Source organism: Hansschlegelia sp. (assembly GCF_035538955.1).
Taxonomy (GTDB): Bacteria; Pseudomonadota; Alphaproteobacteria; order Rhizobiales; family Methylopilaceae; genus Methylopila.
In genome coordinates this window covers 284,964-307,686 of sequence record NZ_DATLJK010000015.1, presented here as the reverse complement: position 1 = coordinate 307,686, position 22,723 = coordinate 284,964, and the positions used below count along the sequence as shown (strand labels likewise).

Genomic DNA, 22,723 nt, shown 5'->3' with positions numbered 1-22,723 from the left:
GCCGCGACGGTCCATCCGACATGCACCATTTCGACTACCGCGACGGCGCCCTGTGGGCCGAAGGCGTGCCGCTCGAGCGCATCGCCGCCGAGGCCGGCACGCCGACTTACGTCTATTCGACCGCGACGCTGACCCGGCACGTCCGGGTGTTCGCCGAAGCCTTCGCAGGCGTCGACCATCTCGTCTGCTACGCCGTGAAGGCGAACTCGAACCAGGCGGTGCTGGCGACGATCGCGCGGCTCGGCGCGGGCATGGACGTGGTCTCGGGCGGCGAACTGGCGCGAGCGCTCCACGCCGGCGCGCCCGCAGACCGGATCACCTTCTCGGGCGTCGGCAAGACCGCTGAGGAACTCGCGGCCGCGCTCGAAGCCGGCATTCTCTGCTTCAACGTCGAGAGCGAACCCGAGCTGCGGCTGCTGTCACAGATCGCGGAGCAGAAGGGGCTCAGGGCGCCGGTCGCGCTTCGGGTGAATCCGGACGTGGACGCCAAGAGCCACGCTAAGATCTCGACCGGTTCGGCGGAGACCAAGTTCGGGATTCCGCTCGACGCCGCCCGCCGGGTCTACGCCGAGGCCGCAGCCATGCCGGGCGTCGCGATCGCCGGCGTCGACATGCACATCGGCAGCCAGATCACCGACCTCGACCCGTTCGAGCGCGCAATTGCGCGGCTCGTCGACTTCGTGGGCGAGCTCCGCGCCGACGGGCACGCGATCCACCACGTCGATCTCGGCGGCGGCCTCGGCATTCCGTACCGGCTCAGCAACGAGCCGCCGCCGCTCCCGGCGGCTTACGCCGAGATGGTGAAGCGGCTCACGGCCGGCATCGACGCCAGGCTGATCTTCGAGCCGGGGCGGCTGATCGTCGGAAACGCCGGCATCCTGCTCACCCGCGTCATCTATGTGAAGCAAGGCGCACAGAAGACCTTCGTGATCGTCGACGCCGGCATGAACGATCTGATCCGGCCGACGCTTTATGAGGCGCATCACGAGATCTGGCCGGTGACGCAGCCGGCGCCTGACGCGCCGCGGGCGCGCGTGGACGTGGTCGGGCCGGTCTGCGAAACGGGCGACTATCTTGCGCTCGACCGCGAGATGCCGCTGCCGAAGCCCGGCGACCTGCTGGCGGTGATGACCGCCGGAGCCTACGGGGCGGTCCAGGCGTCGACCTACAATTCGCGCCCGCTGGTGGCCGAGACGCTGGTTGATGGCCCGCATTACGCGGTGATACGGCCGCGGCCCTCCATCGAGGATCTGATCGCACTGGACCGCGTCCCGGACTGGCTAGCCTGATCCGGAACGCCATCGGTGCTGGCCCGTCCTGCGGTCCATGATAACATCGTTGCCGGGGCGTTCTCGGCGGGGGCCGGAGACCGGCGGATTGGCGATCGAAGAGCGCGGCGCGCCGCGTGAATCCCGACTGGAGGCGCTCGTCCGGAGGGCGCGTCTTGCGCTGCTCTGGGAGAGCGCCTGGCCGTGGCTCGCCGCGGCGCTCGCCGTGGTGCTGCTGTTTCTCACAGTCTCCTGGCTCGGCGTGTGGGATGCGCTGCCGCCGCTCGGCCGCATGGCGGGCGTTGCGCTGTTCGCGCTGGGCATCGCCGCCGCGCTCGCGCCGCTCGTCAGAGCCGCGGCGCCTGATCGCCGAGCGGCGCTCAACAGGGTCGACCGCGAGAGCGGCGTCGCCCATCGGCCGGCCACCAGCCTCGACGACTCGCTCTCCGGGGCCGGCGAAGACCCGCTCACGCGCGCTCTCTGGCGCGCTCACCAGCAGAGGAACGCGGAGGAGGCCGACCGTCTGCGGGTCGGCGCGCCGGCTCCGCGGCTTGCGGCGCGCGATCCTTACGCGCTGCGCTTCCTTCTCGGCCTTGTCGCGGTCGCGGCGTTCGCTTGCGCGGGCTCCGACCGTGGCGATCGAGTGCTCGCGGCGTTCGACTGGCGGAGCCCGGCGGCGGACGTCGTGCCGGTGCGGATCGACGCCTGGCTGGCGCCGCCAGCCTATACCGGGCGTCCGCCGATCTTCCTGACCGCGCGGCAGGGCGCGAAGGACGAGCCGGCCGCAGAGGCGGCTCCCGGGGAGATCGAGACGATCCGCGCGCCGCAGAATTCGGTCATCGTGGTGCGAGCCGCGGGCGGGACCGCCGAAATCGCGGCGAGCGGCGGCGCCGAACCGGTTGAATCTCAGGAGAAGCAACCTGAGGGCGTCACGGAGCGGCGGTTCAGGCTGGGCGGCGAAGCCGAGTTGAAGATCGCCGCGGCGGGCGCGCCCGATCGGGTTTGGCGGTTCGCGGCGATCCCCGATGCGCCGCCGGCGATCAAGCTCGCAGGCGCGCCCGAACTGAACGCGCGCGGAAGCGCGACGATCGCCTACGAGGTGAGGGACGACTATGGCGTCGCCGCCGCCGAGGCCCGGTTCGAACTGAAGCGGGAGCCGCCGAAGCCCCATGGGAGGGCCTCCGGGGAGGACACGGCGCCCACGCCTGCGGCGCGGCCGCTCTACGAGGCGCCCCGGGTCGCGCTGGCGCTGCCCCGCGCCAAGGCGCGCGAGGGCCGCGCGGAGACGCCGCTCGACGTCATGGAGCATCCTTTCGCCGGCGCCGAGGCGACCATGACGCTCTACGCCCGGGACGAGGCCGGGCAGGAAGGCAAGAGCCAGTCGCTCCAGATCCGGCTGCCAGCGCGGAGCTTCAAGAAGCCGCTGGCGCGCGCGCTGGTCGAGCAGCGCCGGATCCTGGCGTCCGACGCCAACGCCAAGCCCAACGTGCTGCAGGCGCTGCGTGCGCTGATGATGTTTCCCGAAGAGTTCACGCCGCAGGCGGCGGTCTATCTGGGCCTGACCACCGCGTACCGCCGGCTCGAGAACGCCCTGAGCGACGACGAACTGCGCGGCGCGGCCGATTACCTCTGGGAGATCGCGCTGCGCATCGAGGACGGCGACCTGCCCGACGCCGAGCGCGAGCTTCGCGCCGCGCAGGAGGCGCTGCGCAAGGCGCTCGAGAACAACGCCTCCGAGCAGGAGATCCAGAAGCTCACCCAGGATCTCCGGCAGGCGCTCGAAAAGTTCATGCGCGAGATGGCCCAACAGGCGCGGCAGCAGCCTCAGAGTCCGCCGCGCGACGGCCAGCGCGGCGCGCAGGAGGTCCGCCCGCAGGACCTCCGAAACATGATCGACCGCATGGAGAACCTCGCCAAGCAGGGCTCGCGTGACGCCGCCAAACAGGCGCTCGCGGAGCTGCGCAACATGCTCGAGAACCTCCAGAACGGGCAGCAGCAGTCGGATCCGAACGCGCAGGCGCAGCAGGAGCGTCTGGACAAGCTGCAGGATATGATCCGCGAGCAGAGCAAGCTGCGCGACAAGACCTTCCAGCAGTACCGGCGGAACCAGCAGACGGACCGAAACCTGCGCGGCCAGCCTCAACAGCGGCGGAAGGAGCAAGGTGAGGACGGCGAGCAGGCGATGCGCGAGCTCGCCGAACAGCAGAAGCGGCTTCGCCAGCAGCTCGACCAGATGACCAAGGAGATGCAGCAGGGCCAGCAGCAGGGCCAGGAGGGCGACGAGCAGCAAGGCCAGCGACAGGGCCAGCAGCAGGCTCCGGGTCAGCAGCCGGGGCAGGGAGAGGGCGAACAGCCGGGCTCCGACGCGCTGGGTCAGGCGGGGAAGAGCATGGGGCAGGCGCAGGGTTCGCTCGGCGAGGGCCAGACCGGTCAGGCGCTGGATCAGCAGCAACAGGCGCTGGAGAACATGCGCAAGGGCGCGCAGGCCATGGCGGAAGCCATGGACGGCGAGGGCCAGCAGCCGGGCCAGAAGGGCCGGCAAGGTCAGCAGCGGGCGCGGAACGGCGAAGAAGGCAATGGCGACGACGATCCGCTCGGCCGCCCGTCGCGACGCCGCGAGAGCGATGGTCAGACCACCAAGGTTCCGGGCGAGATCGACGCCCAGCGGGCGCGGCGCGTGCTGGACGAGCTGCGCCGCCGGCTTGGCGACACTGACCGCTCACGCGAGGAGCTCGACTATCTGGAGCGGCTGCTGGCGCCCTGAGACGTCACTCCCCGACCGCAACGCCCTCGCGCCGCGGATCGGCGGCGGCCTCGAGCCCGTCCGGCGTGATCACGATCGCCTGGAGCCCGGAGGTCAGATCGGTGAGCCGCGTTTCGTAGCCGAGGTCACGCAGCGGTGCCGCCAGGGCTTCGGCGGCCGTGCCCCGTTCGAGCTCGAACGGCCCGTTCCGGTTCAGCATGTTCGGCAGCGCGATGGCGCTCGCGACATCCATGCGCCAGTCGAGATGTGCGACGAGAGCCTTCACCACGAAGCCGATGATCTGACTGCCCCCCGGCGAGCCGATCGCGAGCGTCGGGCGGCCGTCCTTCAGCACGATCGTGGGCGCCATCGAGGAGCGCGGCCGCTTGCCCGGCTCGACGCGGTTTGCGACCGGGCGACCCTCCCGCTCGGCCAGAAAAGAGAAATCGGTCAGCTCGTTGTTGAGCAGAAAACCGTGCGTCATGAGCCGTGAGCCAAAGCCGGCCTCGATGGTCGTCGTCATCGAAACGACGTTCCCCTCCGCATCCACGATCGACAGATGGCTCGTTCCGGGAAATTCGATCGCGGCGTCAGGCGTGAAGTTTTCCGCGCGCGTGCCCTTGGGCGAGCCGGCCTCGACGCTAGGCAGGGCGCGTGCGCCGCTCAGCAGCCGGCTCCGCTCCTGAAGGTAGTCGCGCGCCAGCAGCCCCGCCGTTGGCTGAGGGATGAAGGCGGGGTCGGCGAGGTAACGGTCCCGATCGGCGAAGGCGAGGCGAGAGGCGTCGCCGATCAGCCGCCAGGCCTTCGGGCTGTTCGGGCCAAGCGCCGCAAGGTCGGTCGGCTCGAGAAGACCGAGGATTTCGGCGAGCGCCACGCCTCCGGAGGAGGGCGGCCCCATTCCGCAGACCTGATAGCCCCGGTAGCCGCCGCAGACCGCAGGCCGCTCGATCGCCTGGTAGCCGGCGAGATCCTCGGCCGCCAAGCCTCCGGGGTTCGGCGCGTTGCGGACGGTCGACACGATGTCGGCCGCGATCGCGCCCTTGTAGAAGGCGTCCGCTCCGTCGTCGCGAAGCGTCCGCAGCGTCTCCGCATAAGCGGGGTTTTTCAGCCGATCGCCGGCTCCGAGCGGTCTGCCCGCCGGCAGGAAGTAAGCGCGAGCAGCCGCGTTGCGGGTGAGACGCGGCGCATCGGCTGCGATCTGGGTCGCGAGCCGCGGCGAGACGTCAAAGCCCTCTTCGGCGAGCGCCAGCGCAGGGCCGAACAAGCGAGCCCACGAGAGCTTACCGAAGCGGCGATGGGCCGCTTCGAGCAATCGCGGCGTTCCGGGCGTCCCCACGGATCGGCCGCCGACCACCGCGTCCATAAAGGCGAGCGGCTCGCCGCGCTCGTCCTGAAACAGCGACGGCGTCGCAGCCGCGGGAGCGGTCTCCCTGCCGTCGAGCGTCGTCAGGTCCTTGCGCGCGGCGTCCCAGACGACCAAAAACGCGCCGCCGCCGAGACCTGACGATTGCGGCTCCACCAGGCCGAGCACGAGTTGCGCGGCGATCGCCGCGTCGACCGCGCTTCCGCCTGCGCGCAGCATCTCGGCCGCCGCGGCGGCCGCGTGCGGATTGGCGACCGCCGCCATCCAGCGGTGCGCGCGGACCAGCGGCTTGGGCGCAAAGCCGGTCGCGATCTCCGGCGCTGTGCGGGCCGGGGGCGGCGCCTCCTGCGCAAGCGCTCCCGTGACCGACAGCACGAGGGCCAGGGCAAGGATGTTCCGGCGCTGCATGGCGTCCTCTTTCCGCTCTCGCGATGATGGGCCGGCGCCGCGGCTCGGCAAGTCGGACGATGACTGTTAACCACATGTTAGGGTTAACGAATTATCACCGTCTGACTTGCTCGCGCGCTGAGACGGAGCCTGTTCATGCCGGTCGGCACCTCATTCCTGATCCGCGGCCTAGCCGCCGCGACCCTGGCGGTCGCCCTGAGCGGCTGCATGGCGGATCGGGACGTCACCGGTTCGATCATGAAGACGAGCGCGTCGCGCGAGGTCACGCCGGAGCAGCGCGAAGCGCGGTGGCGGCAGCTCGCTTCGTCCTACGGCGCGGCCTACCAGAAAGACCCGGGCGACGCGTCCACCGCCTACGGCTATGGCCTCGCATTGCGGGCGCTCGGGCAGAAGGCGCAGGCTCTCGCTGTGCTCGAATCCGCGAGCATCAAGCATCCCCAGCAGAAGCAGATTCTCGGGGCCTACGGTCGAGCGCTCGCGGACGTCGGTCGCCTCGACGACGCGATGGCGGTGCTGGAGCGCGCTCATACGCCCGACAGTCCCGACTGGCGCATCCTGAACGCTCAGGGCGCCATTCTGGACCAGCTCGGCCGCAGCGGCGATGCGCGCGGCTACTACGAGGCGGCGCTCAAGATCGCGCCGGGCGAACCGTCGGTCCTCTCCAATCTCGGCCTGTCCTACGCGCTCACGAAGGAACTTCCCAAGGCGGAGGCGGCGCTTCAGCAGGCGGCGGCGAGCCCGAAGGCGGGCGATGACGTCCGCGCCAATCTCGCGCTGGTCCTTAGCCTGAAGCGTCAGGACCCCACGACGATCGGCAAGACCGTCAAGGCGAAGCCGGCCGCCTGAGTCAGCTCGCGCCGAAGGTCGAAGCGCCGCCGTGAGCGGCGGACCACCGCGCGGGCTCGTTCAGGAAAGCCTCGACCTCGGCGAGCTTCGCCGCATCGATCTTTCCATCCTCCTTGGCGACCGCCAGCACGTCCCAGAAGGTCGCAAGCTCGTGGAACTTGACCCCGATCTGCTCCATCGTGGCGCGGCTCTCGGGGAAGATGCCGTAATGGAAGACCACGAAGGCGTGCTCGACCACCTGCCCCGCCTCGCGCAGCGCTTCGCAGAAGGCGACCTTTGAGCGCCCGTCGGTCGCGAGATCCTCGATCAGCAGCGTGCGAGCGCCTTCGGTGACCGCGCCTTCGATCCTGGCGTTGCGGCCAAAGCCCTTGGGCTTCTTCCGGACGTAGAGCATCGGAAGCATGAGCCGCTCCGCGATCCAGGCCGCGAACGGAATGCCCGCGGTCTCGCCGCCTGCGACCGCGTCGAGGCTCTCATACCCGACCTCCCGCAGGATGGTGGCGGCGGCGTCATCCATCAGCTGACGGCGCAGTCGGGGGTAGGAGATGAGCTTGCGGCAGTCGGTGTAGACAGGGCTTGCCCAGCCGGAGGTGAAGATGAAGGGCTCCTCGGGCCGCACGTGGATGGCGCCGACTTCGAGCATCATCCGGGCCACGCGGCGGCCGATGTCGTCTCGGGAGGGAAGCGCAGGCTCGTTCATGCGGCCGATCCGGTAAAAAGCGTCGTTCACGCGGCGTCTTTCTGCTTCTTCTCGACGAGCACGGACTCAAAGCCCTCGAACTGGGGATGGCCGGCGTACATCGGCTTGTTGTCGCCTGCGCTGCGGTGGGCGGCGCGGAACGCCTCCGATCGCGTCCAGGCTTCGAAGTCCGCGCGCGAACGCCAGATCGTGTGGCTGGCGTAGAGCACGGTGTCCTCGGCCTCCGGGCCCTTGAGGAGCGCGAACTCGACGAAACCCGGAACCTCGTTCAGGTGGCGGTCGCGATCGCGCCATACGGCTTCGAAAGCCTCGGCGTCCTTCGCGAACACCTTGAAGCGGTTCATAGCGACGAACATGGAGGCTCTCCCGAGACGTGGCGGCTCGCGCCACCTCTAGCGCGCCCGAGGCGGCGCGCAAAGGTTCGGCGGCGACGTCGCCGCCGCTCAGGTTTTATGATCGAGGCCTGAAGGCCAATGGCGGCCGCGAGGCCTACCGCCAGACATAGGCGAACTTCTCGAGCGTAATGTCGCCGAAATGCTCGACGCCGCGGGCGGCGAGCTTGCCGCCGAGCCTGGCGTAGAAGCCGCAGGCGGGGTCGTTGCCGGCCAGAGACCAGGCCGCCGCGCCGGAGAGCCCGCGCGCGGCGAGCTCGCTGCGGGCGGCCGAGAACAGCCGCCGTCCAAGGCCGAGGCCCTGATATTCCGGTTTGAGATAAAGCTCGTAGACCTCGCCGCCGACCGCGAGCGACGAGGCGCGGTTGCGGCCGGAGCTCGCATAGCCGACGGTCTCGCCGGCGAAGATCAGCAGGCTGACGCGGCTGCCGCGGCGAATCGCGCCTGACCACCATGACGGGCCGCGCCGCTCGATCATCCGCTCCAGCTCTCGGCCGGGGATCAGGCCGCGATAGGCGTTGCGCCAGGCCGAGTCGTGAACGCCGGCGATCGAAGCGGCGTCGTCAGCATGCGCAGGCCGGATCTCGATGGCGACTGTGCTCACCGGATGAGAGTAAGCCGCAGCTTCGCGTCCGGACAAGCACGGAAACGCTCCGGCCAACGCTTCTCGTCCGAAAGTGTGGACGCCGGCCGCGAAACGGCTGCATAGGGACGTAAATCCATTTGATCTGCGTTGTTTTCCGATGTGGCGCGCCACCATTCTCACGCTCTATCCCGAGATGTTTCCGGGCCCGCTCGGCCATGCGCTCGCCGGCCGCGCGCTCGACCGCGCCTGGCGGCTGGAGGCGCGCGACATCCGGGCGCATGCCCTCGACCGGCATGCGTCGGTGGACGACACGCCCGCGGGCGGCGGCCCCGGCATGGTGATGCGTGCGGATGTCCTCGCGGCCGCGATCGATGACGCTGAGCGGCAAACCGGCCCATGCCCCCGGATTCTCCTGACGCCTCGCGGGAGGCCGCTTGAACAGGCGCGGGTTCGCGAGCTTGCGGCCGGTCCGGGCGTGACGCTCGTCTGCGGGCGGTTCGAAGGCGTGGACCAGCGGGTGATCGAGGCGCGGGCGCTCGAGGAGGTGGCGGTCGGGGACGTCGTGCTGTCGGGAGGCGAGGCCGCCGCCCTGCTGCTGCTCGACGCCTGCGTGCGTCTGCTGCCGGGCGTGATGGGGGACGCCGCTTCCGGCGACGATGAGAGTTTCGAGGGCGGGCTGCTGGAGCATCCGCAATACACCCGGCCCCGCGAATTTGAAGGTCGATCAATCCCGCAGGAGCTTTTGAGCGGCGATCACGCCGCGGTCCGACGCTGGCGCCGGGCGGCCGCGCTGCGAGACACGCGCGCCCGCCGCCCCGATCTCTGGGCGAAATATGTCGCCGGGACCGTCGACAAACCCGCGCAAACCGAGTAATAGCCGCGCCACATCACGAGATCCTCAAAACTCTCGTGCGCCCCGCCATGCGGGTGACGCGGAGACCACGGCATGAACATTATCGAACAGCTCGATCGCGAGCAGATGCAGGCTGTCGCGGAGAAGCGGCAGATTCCGGAATTCGCGCCCGGCGACACCGTGACGGTCAACGTCAAGGTCAAGGAAGGCGAGCGCGTCCGCGTACAGGCCTATGAGGGCGTGGTGATCGCGCGCTCGGGCGGCGGCCTGAACGAGAGCTTCACCGTGCGCAAGATCTCGTATGGCGAAGGCGTGGAGCGTGTCTTCCCGCTCTATTCGCCGCTGATCGACAGCGTGAAGGTCGTCCGCCGCGGCAAGGTGCGGCGCGCCAAGCTCTATTATCTGCGCGAGCGCCGCGGCAAGTCGGCCCGCATCGTGGAGAAGCAGGACCGCAGCCAGAAGGCTCTGGCCTCGAAGAACAAGGGCGCGGCCGCAGCCGCCAAGTAACCTAGGCGCAGCCTACTGGTGCTTCCTCAAAGGGCGCGGCTTCGGCCGCGCCCTTTGGCGTTTCAGGCTGGCGTCAATCGCGGAGCGGCTCGGCGCGGCGCGCGAGGCCCGAGCTTCGCCCGGCGATCAGCCAATGGACCAGACCGCCGACCAGCCCGCAGAGCACGACCTCCGGCGCCGTAAAGATCGGGCCGTCGAACCCGCTCGGGCTCAGGGCCCACGGCAGGGTGGCGGTCACCGCGCCGGCGACCGCATGGTAGGCCCAGGAGCGGATCGAGAACATCTCCGCAATCAGCACTGCGACGATCGCCGGCGCCGCCATCAGCGGCGCGAGCAGGAAGAGCGCCGTCGCGGCGCTGACCGACATGTCGTAGCCGAGCAGGACGATCTCGTCCGGCAGCGCGCTGATGGGCGTCAGATCTTTGCTCGTCAGGAAGGCGAGCATCGCAAATCCGGCCAGAACGCCGCAGGCGAAGCCGAGGGGCGCGAGCAGAAGGCGGGCTGCGAGACGGGCGAGCATGAAATCAGAACGCCGGTCGCCCGGCTCCGTTGCGCGCCGCTCGCCAATCACTCGGCGGCGAGCGCTAAGCGCTCTTTCGCCCTGACGCGCTGCGTCTCGGATTTGAGCTGTCCGCATGCGGCCGAGATGTCCCGACCGCGCGGCGTGCGTACTGGACTTGCGTAGCCGGCGCGGAACACGATCTCGGAGAACCGCTCGATCGTCTCCCAGTCCGAGCACTCATAGGGGCTCGCCGGCCACGGATTGAACGGGATCAGGTTGATCTTCGCCGGAACGCCCTTGAGCAGCCGCACCAGTTCGCGCGCTTCTGCCGGGCTGTCGTTGATGCCCTTCAGCATCACGTATTCGAAGGTGATGCGGCGGGCGTTCGACGCCCCAGGGTAGCTCCGGCAGGCCTCGAGAAGCTCGGCGATGGGGTATTTGCGGTTGATCGGAACCAGCACGTCGCGGAGATCGTCCCGCACCGCGTGCAGCGAGATCGCGAGCTGGGCGCCGGTCTCCTCGCCGAGCCGACGCATCTCGGGCACGACGCCGGAGGTCGAAACGGTGATCTTGCGCCGACCGACTCCGAGACCCTCGCCGTCGGCCATCACCTCGATGGCGTCACGCACGGAATCGAGATTGTAGAGCGGCTCGCCCATTCCCATGAACACGATGTTTGTCACGAACCGGCCGCCGTCGCCCGGGACCATCGCGCCTTCCGGGGCTGCGCCGCCCGACCAGTCGCCGAGGCGGTCCCGCGCCAGCACAAGCTGGCCGACGATCTCGGCCGCGGTCAGGTTGCGAACAAGCGTCTGCGTGCCCGTGTGGCAGAAGCTGCAAGTCAGGGTGCAGCCGACTTGGCTCGAGACGCACAGCGTGCCGCGGCCCTCTTCGGGGATATAGACGGTCTCGATCTCGGCGGGCCGAGATCGCGGGCCCTGAGCAGGCAGCCGCAACAGCCATTTTCGTGTGCCGTCGACGGAGATCTGCTCAGAGACGATCTCGGGGCGGGCCAAGGTGAAGCGTTCGGCAAGCGCCGCGCGCAGATCCTTGGAGACGTTCGTCATGGCGTCGAAGGACGCGGCGCCGCGATTGTGCAGCCAATGGTTCAGCTGCGCCGAACGCATCTTCAGCTGGCGTTCCGGGACGCCGGCCTCAGCGAGCGCCTCGGCGAGCCGGACGCGGGTGAGCCCGACGAGCGAGGGATTCGCCGCGACCGGAGCCGCCGGCGCGGCGCCGGGTACTGATGCGCGAGAGGGAAGCTCGATCGTGGTCATCGGCTGCGGACGTCGTTCGGGTGGAGTGCGGAAGGCCGGCCTTTAGCACGAAGCCGCCTGCGAATCGACCGCCAGGCGCTCAGGCCCCGGCCGGCGCGAACGCCCTCAAGAAGGTGTCGACGGCGGAATCCACCACATAGGCGATCCGCTCCTTCGGCGGCGGCGCCTCGCCGCCAAGCAGGACCGGCATCGTCACCGCCGTGTGGCACATCGTGAGGAACTGCCAAGCCGCAAGCTCCGGATCGCGGCAGGTAAGCTCGCCCTGGGCGATCTTCGCCTCTATCCAGGTGGAAAGCCGCCTCACGCCGGCCCTGGGGCCGGCCTCGACGAACAGCCGCCCGATGTCGGGCTTTCGGTCCGCCGAGCCGATCACCATCCGGATGGTCGCGACATGGGTCGGCTCGATCATCGCGCCAGCGAAACTCAGGCCCAGACGCGTCAACGCCTCGCGGAGGTCGTGATTGTCCACGTCGAGCTCGAACAGCCGTTCGGCGGTCAGCGCGCACTGACACTTCACCAGGGCTGCGAACAGCTCCTCCTTGTTCTCGAAGTAGACGTAGAGCGTGCCCTTCGACACGCCGGCCGCTCGCGCGATCTCGCCCATGCTGGCCGCGTCAAAGCCCTGGGCCAGAAAGACCTGGCGGGCGCCGTCGACGATCTGGCGACGCTTGGCGCTGTCGAGCGCCGTGTCCAAAGAGCTTTCCGCAGAGTGCTGCTGCATGGTCCTGTCGTTGTTGAGTCCTGCCACGGCGGCGCGCGAATGGGCTCGGATGCTGGACCCTCGCTCACTGGAGCGGGCTGCGCAATCGGCGAAACGGGCAGGCATAGCGGCTAAATCCGATAGCTCGATCCTATTGACCGAACCGTTCGGTCATAAATAGGGAGCGTGGTCTCGCATGTCGAGCCTGCAGCTCCACCGGGGGTCAGCCCTGCGCTCCGCACAGCGCTGGGCGGAATTCATTTACCTTGTTGCCCGATGATCCAGCGCGACGTGAAGGCGAGGTGGATCGTGGCGAACAGAATGCTGGGCCTGGCGGTCGCGGTGGCCGCCCTGGCCGGAAGCGACCCGGTTTGGGCCGCCTCCGACGACGGCATTGGACGATTGATCGTCGGACAGGCGCAGCTGAGCGAGCCGGAAACGACCGGTTCGGTCGACGCCGGCGCGGCGCCCGCGGCGGCTCCGCTTGCGCCGGCGGCCGCTGCTGCGCCCGCTTCCCCGAGGCCTGCGGTCAGAGCGCCGCATGAGGCCGCCGAGGCCTATCCGATCGACCTCCTGATTTCGCTCGCCAACGATGCGGTCTTCACCCCAGACCCTTATCCGAAGGGCCGGCGCTCCGACCCTCGCATGATCAAGCTGCAGGTGCTGCTCGACCGCAACAACGCCTCGCCCGGCGTGATCGACGGACTGTTCGGCGACAATGTCGTCAAGGGCGTCATGGCTTTCGAGGAGATGGTCGGGCACAAGGTCGACGGTCAGCTCGACGCCGAACTCTGGGCGGCGCTCGAGAAGACCTCCGCGGAGCCGGTTCTGGTCTCCTACACGATCACGCCGGAGGACGTCGCCGGGCCGTTCATTCCCGAGATGCCGCAGGATTATGCGCTTCAGGCCGAACTGCCGGGGCTGGCGTATCGCGACGCGGCCGAGATGCTGGCCGAGCGCTTCCACATGGACGAGGCTTTTCTTCGCCGTCTCAATCCCGAAGTCAGCTTTGCCGAAGCCGGCGCGGAGATCGTGGTGGCGAATGTCGGGAAGCCCCTGAAGGCCAAAGTTGCGAACATCGTCGCCGACAAGGGCCGCAAGCAACTGCGCGGCTATGACGCCGCCGGGCGGCTTGTCGTCGCTTATCCGGCCACGATCGGCAGTTCTGACCTGCCGTCGCCGAGCGGCGTCCATGCCGTAAAGGCGATCGCGATCGATCCGGAATATTGGTACCGGCCAAAGGTCAACTTCGTTCAGGGTACGAACACCAAGGCGTTGCGCCTGCCGCCCGGTCCGAACGGCCCCGTCGGCGCGACGTGGGTCGGGCTGGATAAGCCGACCTATGGGCTGCACGGCACGCCCGAGCCCTCGAAAATCGACAAGACCAACAGCCACGGCTGCGTCCGGCTGACCAACTGGGACGCTCGTGAACTCGCAGGCCTGGTCCAGCCGGGCGTGCCGGTCGACTTCCAGGAGCCGGAGGGCGCTTCCGCGCCAGTCGTCGCTGAGCAGCCGGCTGTCAGCGACGCAGAGGCCGCTCCGTTGCCTGCCGAGCCTGTTCAACCGGAGTTCTCTCCGGAGCCCGCGCCCGCCCGTATTCCGCCGTTGCGAGATCGGCACGCGGACATCCGTTAGCTCAGGGGCGAACGGTCTCCGCTACGATGGAGGCCAATCGCCCAGGCTCAGCCACGGGGCTCGAACAGCGCGATCCGGCGCACACGAACGCCGCCGAGCCGCTGACCTGCGCCGCTCGCACCGGATGACGCTCCGGAAGCGCCTCTCCATCCGTGGCGCATCGGACGACCCGCTCCGTCCAAGGCAGCGCCAACGCTTCCTGATGGAGAGCCCGCGCCGCGTCGTCGTCGCCGACGATCACGATGGAAGCGAGCCGCATGCGCGCGTCGAGCGCGTTCAGAAGACCCGCATGGCCGACCGGGTTCTGGCCCATCCTGCCCATCAGGGCCGCGAGTTCTCCATCAAGCCGGCCGAGCCGGTCCTCGTCCGCGTCGAACGCCGCCAGGCGAAGCGCCGCGTTCAGCAGCAGCGCCGTACCGCTCGGCAGCGCCTCATCGACGGTGGCTTCCGGACGGATGACGAGCTGCGGCGCGTCGTCTGCGTCCATCGCGAAGCCAGGCCCATCAGGATTGCGGTGCCTCAGCCAGGCGGCTTCGATCCACCGGGCGGCGTGGTTGCGATACGACAGCTCGCCCGTCGCGCCAGCGAGCGCGAGCGCCGCCAGCGCCATCGCGCCGTAGTCCGTGGCAAAACCCGGATAAACCAGCCTCCCTTGCCGCCAGGCATGCCCGAGATGGTCGCCCCGCGTCATCCTGGAAACGACGGAATTAAAGGCGGAGCGGGCGAGCTCCAGGGCGTCAGGCCGGCGAAGCGCTGCGGCCGTCTCGGCGAGCGCCGCGATCATCAGCCCGTTACAATCGGCCAGCACCTTGTCATCGCGGCCCGGCCGGGTTCGGGTCTCCCGGTAGGCTAGCATCCGCGCCTTGACCTGCCGCAGCCTGGACTCATCCACCTCGACGGCCGCGGCCTTGCGGAGGCGGTTTGGAATGGACGCGCCCTCCCAGTTCCCGGCCGGAGAGATGTCGAGGATGTCGGCCGCGAACGCGGCGTCCTCCGGGCCGAGCGCCTGCTCCAGTTCCTCGCGGCGCCAGACGTAGAACCTGCCTTCGACGCCTTCGCTATCGGCGTCCAGGCTGGAGGCGAAGGCGCCCTCGACAAGCATCTCCCGCGCTAGCCAGTCGATGATGCCGTGCGCGGCGTCCAGCATCCCGGCGTCTCGGGCTGCGCTTCCGACATCGGCGAACAGCGGCAGGAGCTGCGCATTGTCGTAGAGCATTTTCTCGAAATGCGGGACCAGCCAGCGTTCGTCGACGGAGTAGCGCGCGAACCCGCCGCCGATGTGATCGTGAATGCCGCCCTTCGCCATCTGACGCAGGGTGAGCGCGGCAGGAGCGGCGAGCTCCACCCGCCCGGTTCGGCGGGCCGCCCGCAGCAGCAACTCCAGCGCGCCGGCCTGCGGAAATTTGGGCGCGCCCTGGAAGCCGCCGTTCTGCTGGTCGAACACGCCGGCGAGGCGCGAGGCGACGTCATCGAGCTCCGCCGGCCCGAACGAGCCTGGAGGCGTCGCCGCAGGCTTCAATCTGCCTACGATCGCGGCCCGGTTCTGCGCGACCTTCTCGGGCTCTCTGGCGTAAACTTCTGCGATCGTCCGCACCACGTCGGCGAAGGCCGGCCGTCCGTATTGCGCCTCCTTCGGGAAATAGGTGCCGCCCCAGAAGGGCTCCGCATCTGGCGTCAGGAACATGGTGAGCGGCCAGCCGCCCTGCTGTCCCAGCGCGTGCAGCGCCGCCATGTAGATCTGGTCGACGTCCGGCCGCTCCTCGCGATCGACCTTGATCGCGACCACATGCTCGTTCATCACCGCCGCGACGGCCTCGTCCTCGAAGCTTTCATGCGCCATGACATGGCACCAGTGACAGGCGGCGTAGCCGATCGACAGCAGGACCGGGCGGTTCAGCCGCCGGGCCTCCTCGAAGGCTTCCGGCGACCACTCCCACCAGTCGAGCGGGTTGTCGGCGTGCTGCAGCAGATAAGGGCTGGCCGAGCGGGCGAGGCGATTTGCCATGATGGATGCGACGCTCTTTCCTGATCGGGACAGTGAAGGTTCACCTAGGGCGGCCGAGCGGCGGGACACGATCATCGCGCTGTCGACCGCGCGTGGCCGGGCCGCGGTGGCGGTCATTCGTCTGTCGGGGCCGCAGGCAGGGCCGGCGCTGGATTTGCTGGCGGGGGCGCGCCCCGCGCCCCGCCGCGCCGCCTATCGGAGCTTTCGGCGGCCCTGCGATCACGAGATCCTCGACCGGGGCTTGGCGCTCTGGCTTCCGGGGCCCGCAAGCGCGACGGGCGAGGACGTGGCCGAGCTGCACATCCATGGCGGTCCGGCCGTGATCTCCGCCGTGCTGGACGCGGCGCTTGCTGTCCCGGGCGTCCGCATGGCCGAGGCCGGCGAGTTCACCCGGCGCGCTTTTCTCGCAGGCCGAATGGATCTCGCCGAGGTCGAGGGGCTCGCCGATCTTCTGGAGGCCGAGACCGAGGCGCAGCGCAGGCAGGCGCTGCGGCAGAGTTCCGGCGAGCTGTCCGCCCGGGTGGAGGCCTGGCGCGAGCGGCTCGTCGGCGCAATGGCGCAGATCGAGGCCGCCATCGACTTTTCCGACGAGGGCGATGTCCCGGATGGCCTGCGGGAGCGAGCGCGGGGAGAGATCGAAAGTCTCGCCGTAGACCTCGCCGCGGCGCTCGCCGATACACGGGCGGAGCGGCTGCGCGAGGGGTTTCGGGTTGCGATCGTTGGTCCGCCGAATGCAGGCAAGTCTTCGCTGCTCAACCTGCTTGCGCGGCGCGACGCCGCCATCGTCGCCGACATGCCGGGCACGACGCGGGACGTGATCGAGACGTATCTCGATCTTGGCGGCGTGCCGGTGATCGTCGTGGATACGGCCGGCCTCCGGGAGAGCTCCGACGCCGCGGAGCAGGAGGGCGTCCGCCGCTCCGCGGCGCAGGCCAGGACGGCCGACCTCGTCATCTGGCTGGAGGATGCAGCCGACCCCGTAGAACCGGCGGTCGAGGGCGCGGCCGGACTCTGGCGCGTCGCCAACAAGGCTGATCTGGCAGGCGCGGGGAGAGGTCGCGCGGATCACTTCATATCGGTGCGCTCGGGCGTCGGCGTGGAACGCCTCATCGCTGCGCTGACCGCAGCGGCGCAGGAGGGAACCAGCGGCGAGGCGGCCGGCCTGACGCGCGCCCGACACCGCGACGCGCTCCAGGCGGCCCTCGTCGCTCTCGACGCCTGCCGAAATGGATGGGACGCATTACCGGACGAGCTTGCTGCCGAACTCCTTCGCCAGGCGGCGGCGGAGCTTGGCCGCGTCACAGGCCGGGTTGGGGTCGAGGATGTGCTCGATCGGGTGTTCGCCACCTTCTGCATTGGGAAGTAGCGCCGCGTTTCACGTGAAACATTGCGACCCTTCGACGAACTCCCTAAAGCAGCCCCATGATCGAAATCGCTCCTGTCCCTGCAGCGCCGCGCTATGACGTTATCGTCGTGGGCGGCGGCCACGCCGGCTGCGAGGCCGCCGCCGCCGCGGCCCGGATGGGCGCGGCGACGGCGCTGGTCACGCACCGGATCGCGACCGTCGGCGCGATGTCCTGCAACCCGGCGATCGGAGGGCTCGGCAAGGGCCATCTGGTCCGCGAAGTCGATGCCCTCGACGGGCTGATGGGGCGCTGCGCCGACGCGGGCGGAATCCAGTTCCGCGTCCTCAACCGCAGCAAAGGCGCCGCGGTGCGCGGCCCGCGCGCACAGCAGGATCGGAAGCTCTATGCCGCCGCCGTCAGGCAGGCCTTGGCCGAGCAGACCAACCTCAACCTGATCGAGGGCGAGGTCGATGATCTCGACGTCCAGAACGGGGCAGTCGAAGGGGTCGTGCTGTCGGACGGGCGCCGGATAACGGCCGGCGCGGTGGTGCTCACGACCGGCACTTTCCTGTGCGGGCTGATCCACGTCGGCGAACAGACGATCCCCGCCGGCCGCGCCGGAGAGGCGCCGGCGCTCGGGCTCTCCAAACGCCTGCGGGCGTTCGAACTGCGGCTTGGCAGGCTGAAGACCGGAACGCCTCCCCGGCTCGACGGCCGCACCATCGACTTCTCGGAGCTTGAGGCCCAGCCGGGAGACGAGCCGCCGGAGCCGTTCTCGACGCTCACCTCCCGCATCGACCGCGCGCAGATAGCCTGCCACGTCACGCGAACCACATCCGAAACGCACGCACTGATCCGCGCCGATCTCGGCCGCTCGCCGCTCTATTCCGGTCGAATCGAAAGCCGGGGTCCTCGGTATTGCCCATCGATCGAGGACAAGGTGGTTCGGTTTGCGGACCGCGAGAGCCATCAGGTCTTCCTTGAGCCCGAGGGCTTGGACGATCCGACGATCTACCCGAATGGAATCTCGACCTCCTTGCCCGAGGCGACGCAGCTTGCGCTGGTCCGGAGCATGCCGGGTCTGGCGAAGGCCGAGATCGTGCGGCCCGGCTATGCGATCGAGTACGATTATGTCGACCCGCGAGAACTCAATCCGACGCTTGAGTTAAAACGCCTTCCCGGGCTGTTTCTCGCCGGGCAGATCAACGGCACGACCGGTTATGAGGAGGCTGCGGCGCAGGGCCTGTTGGCGGGCCTGAACGCCGCTCGGCGGGCGGGTGACGGCGACGGGGTCGTGCTCGCTCGCTCCGAAGCCTATCTGGGCGTAATGGTCGACGATCTGGTGACGCAGGGCGTCACCGAGCCGTACCGCATGTTCACCTCCCGCGCCGAGTACCGCCTGTCGCTGCGCGCCGACAACGCTGACCTGCGGCTTACGGCCAAGGGCGAGGCGTTTGGCTGCGTCGGCGCCAAGCGCGCGCAGGCGTTTCAAACCAAGGCCAGACGACTTGCGGAGGCGGAGGCGCTCGCGCGCTCGCTCAGCCTCACGCCCAACGAGGCTCGGATAGCCGGCGTCGCCGTGAACCAGGATGGTCGCCGTCGAACCGCCTATGAGCTGCTTTCGCTGCCCGGCTTCGGCCGGGAGGACCTCCGGCGGATATGGCCGAGCTTTGGGGCCGTCAACGAGGTCACCCTTGCCCAGCTGGAAATCGACGCGGGCTACGCCGTGTATCTCGACCGCCAGCACGCCGACATTCAGCGCCAGCGCGCGGAGGAGGAGGCCGCTCTGCCGGCGGACATCGATTATCGGGCCATCCCCGGACTTTCCTCCGAGCTCCGGGAGAAACTCGTCGCGGTCGCGCCACGCACCCTTGGCCAGGCGGGGCGGATCGAGGGCATGACGCCTGCGGCGCTCGCCCTCGTTGCCTGGCGCCTTCGCCGCGAGCGTCGCGCCGTTGGATAGGGCGGAGGACCGCGCCGCGGCCGAGCGGCTCGTCGATGTTCCACGTGAAACATGGGCGCGGCTGGAGGGCCTCGTCCAGGCGCTGGACCGCTGGCAGGCGAAGACAAATCTCGTCTCGCCCGCCACGCTTCCGGCGATTTGGACGCGGCATGTCGCCGACAGCCTCCAGCTCCTCCGGTTTGCTCCCACCCCGTTCAACACTTGGGTCGACATCGGCTCAGGCGGCGGATTTCCGGGCCTTGTGGTCGCCGCTGCGCTGGCGTCTCAAGGCGAGGTGCATCTCGTCGAAAGCAATCTGAAGAAGGCCGCCTTCCTGCGCGAGGCCGCCCGCGATCTCGGCGGCTCAGTTCGCGTGCATTCGGACCGAGCGGAAAAGGTGCTCGGCCGCACCGTCACGAAGGCGGACGTGATCAGCGCGCGCGCCCTCGCGCCCCTCTCGCAGCTTCTCGATCTCGCGAGTCCGTTGTTGAAAACGGGCGCGATCGGGCTGTTTCCGAAGGGGAAGGAGGCGGAGGCCGAATTGACCGAAGCGCAGGAATCCTGGAGATTCAAAGCCTCGCTCCATCCGAGCCTGACGGACCCCGCCGCCTGCATCGTGCGGATCGACGCGTTCGAAGGACCCAGATAGAGGCTTGGCGCGATCGCTGCGCCGGAGTCGTCGCTCATGCTCTCCAGCAACTTTCCTCCGGGCGCGCCACGCGTGCTCACGCTCGCCAATCAGAAGGGCGGCGTCGGCAAGACCACGACCGCGATCAATCTCGGAACGGCTCTGGCCGCGATTGGCGAGACGGTGCTGATCGTCGATCTCGACCCCCAGGGAAACGCTTCGACGGGTCTCGGCATCGACCGCAAGGTCCGCAAGCTTTCAACGTATGACGTGCTGGTCGGCGAGGCCGGCCTGCGGAAGGCGATCCATGACACCGCCGTTCCGCGCCTGCATGTCGCGCCTTCCACGATGGATCTGCTGGGCGTCGAGCTCGAGATCGCGTCCGCAAAGGATCGCGCCTTCCGGCTGCGGGACGCCATCGCGGCGCTTCACGCGTCCGAAGGCGAGCCGCGCTTCACCTATGTGCTGGTCGACTGTCCGCCTTCGCTCAATCTCCTGACGATCAACGCCATGGCGGCCGCCAATGCGATCGTGGTGCCGCTGCAGTGCGAGTTCTTCGCGCTCGAAGGTCTCAGCCAGCTCCTCCGAACGGTCGAGCAGGTGCGCGGCTCGCTCAACCCCAAGCTCGCGATCCATGGGGTGGTGCTGACGATGTTCGACCCGCGGAACAACCTGTCCAACCAGGTGGTGGAGGATGTGCGCCGCTTCATGGGCGACAAGGTCTATGAGACCATGATCCCCCGCAACGTGCGGGTCTCCGAGGCTCCGTCCTACGGCAAGCCGGTGCTGCTCTACGATTTCAAGTGCATGGGTTCGCAGGCTTATCTGAAGCTCGCCTCCGAGGTCATCCAGCGCGAGCGCGCCCTCCGGGCGGCCTGAGGAGACGGCGATGGCGGAGACGAAGATGGAAGAGCCTCAGCGCTCGCGGCTCGGCCGGGGACTGGCCGCGCTGATCGGAGACGTGGGCGACGAGTCCGCAGTGATGGAGCGCGCCCGCCCTCAGCGCCGCGCTCCCATCGCGCAGCTGCGCCCGAGCAAGGCCAATCCACGCCGCAGCTTTCGCGAGGATGACCTCGAAGAGCTTACCGCCTCGGTGCGGGAAAAGGGCGTGATCCAGCCGATCCTGGTCCGTCGCGTTCCGGAAGAACGCGAGACTTACGAGATCATCGCCGGCGAGCGCCGTTGGCGGGCTGCGCAGCGCGCCGGCGTTCATGATGCGCCGATCGTGGTGCTCGACGTCACCGAGCGAGAGGCGCTTGAGATCGCCATCGTCGAGAACGTCCAGCGCGCCGACCTGAACGCGATCGACGAAGCCGCCGGCTATGACCAGCTGATGGGTCAGTTCTCCTACACGCAGGAAGATCTTGCGCGCGTCATCGGCAAGAGCCGCAGCCACATCGCCAACACGCTCCGCCTGCTGAAACTGCCTGACAGCGTGAAGGCGCATGTCGCGGGCGGCGCGCTCACGGCTGGACATGCGCGGGCGCTGCTTGCTCTGCCGGACCCGGAAGCCGCCGCCGCAAAGGTCGTGGCCAAGGGGCTTTCGGTCCGCGAGGTCGAGGCCATGGCGCGCGCGCCGGAGGTCAAGAGCGTCGCCCGCAAAACCCGCGACGCCGAAAAGGACGCGGACGTTCGCGCGCTGGAGGCCGAGCTTGCTGAGGCGCTCGGACTGGACGTGACGCTCATGCCGCGCGCTGTCGGAGGCGAGATCGCGATCCGCTATCGCAGCCTGGACCAGCTCGACATGATCGTGCGCCGCCTGCGCGGCTGAGCCTTTTGCTCTCTTTTTCGTTCGACCGGCCGAGTTCGGGAGGCCGTTGACTCCTGCGGGCCTTGGACGACCCGCAGAAGCCCGCCTCCCTCGGCCGGTCCAATCACACTGGCCGCTTCCGAAATCGCCGCCAGCGAGTCCCTGAAGGGCGACTGCTTTTCGGAACCGACACAACCTACACGAGAATTATCGGCCGGCGCGGGCCGCTTCGGCGGCCGTCGCGAGCAGCGCGCGTTCGGAGGCCGCCTCGCCGAGCGCGGGGCTCCGGCGGGTGAGCGCCACCGCATCGGCGAAGCGCGAGACGGCGCCGATCAGGCGTTCGGAACTCCAGCGGGACAGCGCCCGCTCGACCGCATCCTTGCGGCGGAAATGGATCGCGCCGCCGGCGCTCTCGACGACCGAGCGGGCGGAGCGGCCGCCATCGACGTCGCCGCGCATGCGATGCAGCGACAGCGCGTGCCGCAGCGCTGCGCCCACCACGACCGACGACGGCGTGCCGCCGACCTTGAGCGAGCGGAGCAGCGCCGCGGTGTCGGCGGTTCGCCCCGTGAAGGCGGCGTCCACCGCCTCGTCCATGCCGATGTCCCCTGCGTCGGCGATGACGGCCGTGACATCGTCCGGCTCGATCCGGCCTCCGCCCATCGCGTAAAGGCAGAGTTTGCGCACCTCTTCGCGCGCCGCCATGCGGTCGGCTGCGAGATGGGCGGTGAGCAGCGCGCGGGCCTCCGGGGCGATCGACAGCCCGGCCGCGCGCATCTCCTCGTCGATCAGCCGGTCGCGCCCGGCGGCCTCATCAGGGTAGCAGGGCAGGGCGGCGGCCCTTGGGCTTTTCTCGAACAGCGCCCGCAGCGGCGCGGACTTCTTGAGGTCGCCCGCCTCCACCACCGTCAGGGATTCCGGGGCAGGCCCGCCTAGCAGAGCCTCGACGGCCGCCGTGATGGCGCGGCCGCCGGCGCGGACGCGGATGACGCGCTTGCCGCCGAACAGCGCGATGGTGCGGGCTTCGTCGGCGAGGCGGCCGGGATCGGAAGCGAGTTCGTCGCCCTCGAGCCGGACGAGGCCGAACGGGTCGCCGGAGCCTTCCAGCGCCTTCGCGGCCAGCCGCTCCGCGCGCTCGGCCACCAGTCCGGCATCCGGCCCGTAGAGCAGGACGGCGAAGGCGTCGGGTTGCGGCCGCGCCAGAAAGGCGTCGACCGCGGAGGCTTTGATGGCGACCATGGCCGGACCGTGCGGTTCGCCCGGCCGGTCGTC

Annotated in this window: 20 protein-coding genes; 11 read left to right on the top strand and 9 right to left on the bottom strand. The window is 69.3% G+C overall.

Annotation, left to right across the window (positions count from 1 at the left end; all coding sequences use genetic code 11):
- Positions 1 to 20 precede the first annotated feature (20 nt).
- Together lysA and VM780_RS13375 are read left to right on the top strand one after the other, a co-directional pair.
- Positions 21 to 1,289 carry a diaminopimelate decarboxylase gene (gene lysA / locus VM780_RS13380; RefSeq protein ID WP_325448118.1) on the top strand — a complete coding sequence of 423 codons (1,269 nt, stop codon included), beginning with the start codon at positions 21 to 23 and terminating at the stop codon, positions 1,287 to 1,289.
- An 88-nt stretch (positions 1,290 to 1,377) separates the two neighbouring features.
- A complete protein-coding gene (locus tag VM780_RS13375; RefSeq protein ID WP_325448116.1) occupies positions 1,378 to 4,032 on the top strand; it encodes a TIGR02302 family protein in 2,655 nt (884 codons plus the stop codon).
- Positions 4,033 to 4,036: 4 nt separating this feature from the next.
- Here the strand turns inward: VM780_RS13375 and ggt are convergent, their stop codons facing one another.
- Positions 4,037 to 5,782: a gamma-glutamyltransferase gene (gene ggt, locus VM780_RS13370; protein WP_325448114.1), complete on the bottom strand. Its 1,746-nt coding sequence runs from the start codon at positions 5,780 to 5,782 to the stop codon at positions 4,037 to 4,039.
- Positions 5,783 to 5,917: 135 nt separating this feature from the next.
- Between ggt and VM780_RS13365 the strand changes: the two genes are divergently transcribed.
- Positions 5,918 to 6,628 (top strand): tetratricopeptide repeat protein, encoded by a 711-nt coding sequence (locus VM780_RS13365; RefSeq protein WP_325448112.1) that lies wholly within the window; start codon positions 5,918 to 5,920, stop codon positions 6,626 to 6,628.
- 1 nt (position 6,629) lies between these two features.
- On the opposite strand, the gene VM780_RS13360 is transcribed toward VM780_RS13365, so the two are convergent.
- The 3 genes from VM780_RS13360 to VM780_RS13350 form a co-directional block, all read right to left on the bottom strand.
- The gene (locus tag VM780_RS13360; RefSeq protein ID WP_325448792.1) at positions 6,630 to 7,328 is read right to left on the bottom strand and encodes an orotate phosphoribosyltransferase; all 699 of its coding nucleotides are present in this window, start codon (positions 7,326 to 7,328) and stop codon (positions 6,630 to 6,632) included.
- 26 nt (positions 7,329 to 7,354) lie between these two features.
- On the bottom strand, positions 7,355 to 7,684 hold the full coding sequence (locus VM780_RS13355; protein ID WP_325448110.1) for an antibiotic biosynthesis monooxygenase: 330 nt from the start codon (positions 7,682 to 7,684) through the stop codon (positions 7,355 to 7,357).
- Between the two features lie 133 nt (positions 7,685 to 7,817).
- A complete protein-coding gene (locus VM780_RS13350; RefSeq protein WP_325448108.1) occupies positions 7,818 to 8,324 on the bottom strand; it encodes a GNAT family N-acetyltransferase in 507 nt (168 codons plus the stop codon).
- A gap of 139 nt (positions 8,325 to 8,463) precedes the next feature.
- Here VM780_RS13350 and trmD point away from each other — a divergent pair, with 139 nt between their 5' ends.
- Entirely contained in the window at positions 8,464 to 9,180 is a 717-nt protein-coding gene (gene trmD / locus VM780_RS13345) for a tRNA (guanosine(37)-N1)-methyltransferase TrmD (RefSeq protein WP_325448106.1), read from the top strand.
- Between the two features lie 72 nt (positions 9,181 to 9,252).
- The gene (rplS, locus tag VM780_RS13340) at positions 9,253 to 9,666 is read left to right on the top strand and encodes a 50S ribosomal protein L19 (RefSeq protein ID WP_325448104.1); all 414 of its coding nucleotides are present in this window, start codon (positions 9,253 to 9,255) and stop codon (positions 9,664 to 9,666) included.
- Positions 9,667 to 9,739: 73 nt separating this feature from the next.
- Here the strand turns inward: rplS and VM780_RS13335 are convergent, their stop codons facing one another.
- The 3 genes from VM780_RS13335 to VM780_RS13325 all read right to left on the bottom strand — a co-directional run bounded on the left by VM780_RS13335 (position 9,740) and on the right by VM780_RS13325 (position 12,166).
- On the bottom strand, positions 9,740 to 10,186 hold the full coding sequence (locus VM780_RS13335; RefSeq protein WP_325448102.1) for a hypothetical protein: 447 nt from the start codon (positions 10,184 to 10,186) through the stop codon (positions 9,740 to 9,742).
- 47 nt (positions 10,187 to 10,233) lie between these two features.
- Complete coding sequence (gene rlmN, locus VM780_RS13330) at positions 10,234 to 11,445, bottom strand: 23S rRNA (adenine(2503)-C(2))-methyltransferase RlmN (RefSeq protein WP_325448097.1); 1,212 nt, start codon at positions 11,443 to 11,445, stop codon at positions 10,234 to 10,236.
- A 79-nt stretch (positions 11,446 to 11,524) separates the two neighbouring features.
- Complete coding sequence (locus VM780_RS13325) at positions 11,525 to 12,166, bottom strand: TetR/AcrR family transcriptional regulator (RefSeq protein ID WP_325448095.1); 642 nt, start codon at positions 12,164 to 12,166, stop codon at positions 11,525 to 11,527.
- Positions 12,167 to 12,454: 288 nt separating this feature from the next.
- Here VM780_RS13325 and VM780_RS13320 point away from each other — a divergent pair, with 288 nt between their 5' ends.
- On the top strand, positions 12,455 to 13,780 hold the full coding sequence (locus VM780_RS13320) for a L,D-transpeptidase family protein (RefSeq protein WP_325448092.1): 1,326 nt from the start codon (positions 12,455 to 12,457) through the stop codon (positions 13,778 to 13,780).
- 1 nt (position 13,781) lies between these two features.
- Here VM780_RS13320 and VM780_RS13315 read toward each other — a convergent pair whose 3' ends face one another.
- On the bottom strand, positions 13,782 to 15,785 hold the full coding sequence (locus tag VM780_RS13315) for a thioredoxin domain-containing protein (protein WP_325448090.1): 2,004 nt from the start codon (positions 15,783 to 15,785) through the stop codon (positions 13,782 to 13,784).
- Here VM780_RS13315 and mnmE point away from each other — a divergent pair.
- From mnmE to VM780_RS13290, 5 genes are read left to right on the top strand one after another with little or no spacing between them, the layout of a single operon-like run.
- Complete coding sequence (gene mnmE / locus VM780_RS13310) at positions 15,784 to 17,151, top strand: tRNA uridine-5-carboxymethylaminomethyl(34) synthesis GTPase MnmE (RefSeq protein WP_325448088.1); 1,368 nt, start codon at positions 15,784 to 15,786, stop codon at positions 17,149 to 17,151. The two genes, VM780_RS13315 and mnmE, sit on opposite strands and share 2 nt — an antisense overlap.
- A 56-nt stretch (positions 17,152 to 17,207) precedes the next feature.
- Complete coding sequence (gene mnmG, locus VM780_RS13305) at positions 17,208 to 19,094, top strand: tRNA uridine-5-carboxymethylaminomethyl(34) synthesis enzyme MnmG (protein ID WP_325448086.1); 1,887 nt, start codon at positions 17,208 to 17,210, stop codon at positions 19,092 to 19,094.
- Positions 19,087 to 19,722 carry a 16S rRNA (guanine(527)-N(7))-methyltransferase RsmG gene (gene rsmG, locus VM780_RS13300; RefSeq protein WP_325448084.1) on the top strand — a complete coding sequence of 212 codons (636 nt, stop codon included), beginning with the start codon at positions 19,087 to 19,089 and terminating at the stop codon, positions 19,720 to 19,722. Before mnmG ends, rsmG begins: the two co-directional genes overlap by 8 nt.
- Positions 19,723 to 19,758: 36 nt before the next feature.
- The gene (locus tag VM780_RS13295; RefSeq protein ID WP_325448082.1) at positions 19,759 to 20,580 is read left to right on the top strand and encodes a ParA family protein; all 822 of its coding nucleotides are present in this window, start codon (positions 19,759 to 19,761) and stop codon (positions 20,578 to 20,580) included.
- 10 nt (positions 20,581 to 20,590) lie between these two features.
- Positions 20,591 to 21,472, top strand: a complete 882-nt coding sequence (locus tag VM780_RS13290; RefSeq protein WP_325448080.1) for a ParB/RepB/Spo0J family partition protein — start codon at positions 20,591 to 20,593, stop codon at positions 21,470 to 21,472.
- A gap of 186 nt (positions 21,473 to 21,658) precedes the next feature.
- Here VM780_RS13290 and holA read toward each other — a convergent pair whose 3' ends face one another.
- Positions 21,659 to 22,690, bottom strand: coding sequence for a DNA polymerase III subunit delta (gene holA / locus VM780_RS13285; protein ID WP_325448078.1), 1,032 nt, complete (start codon positions 22,688 to 22,690; stop codon positions 21,659 to 21,661).
- Positions 22,691 to 22,723: the final 33 nt, after the last annotated feature.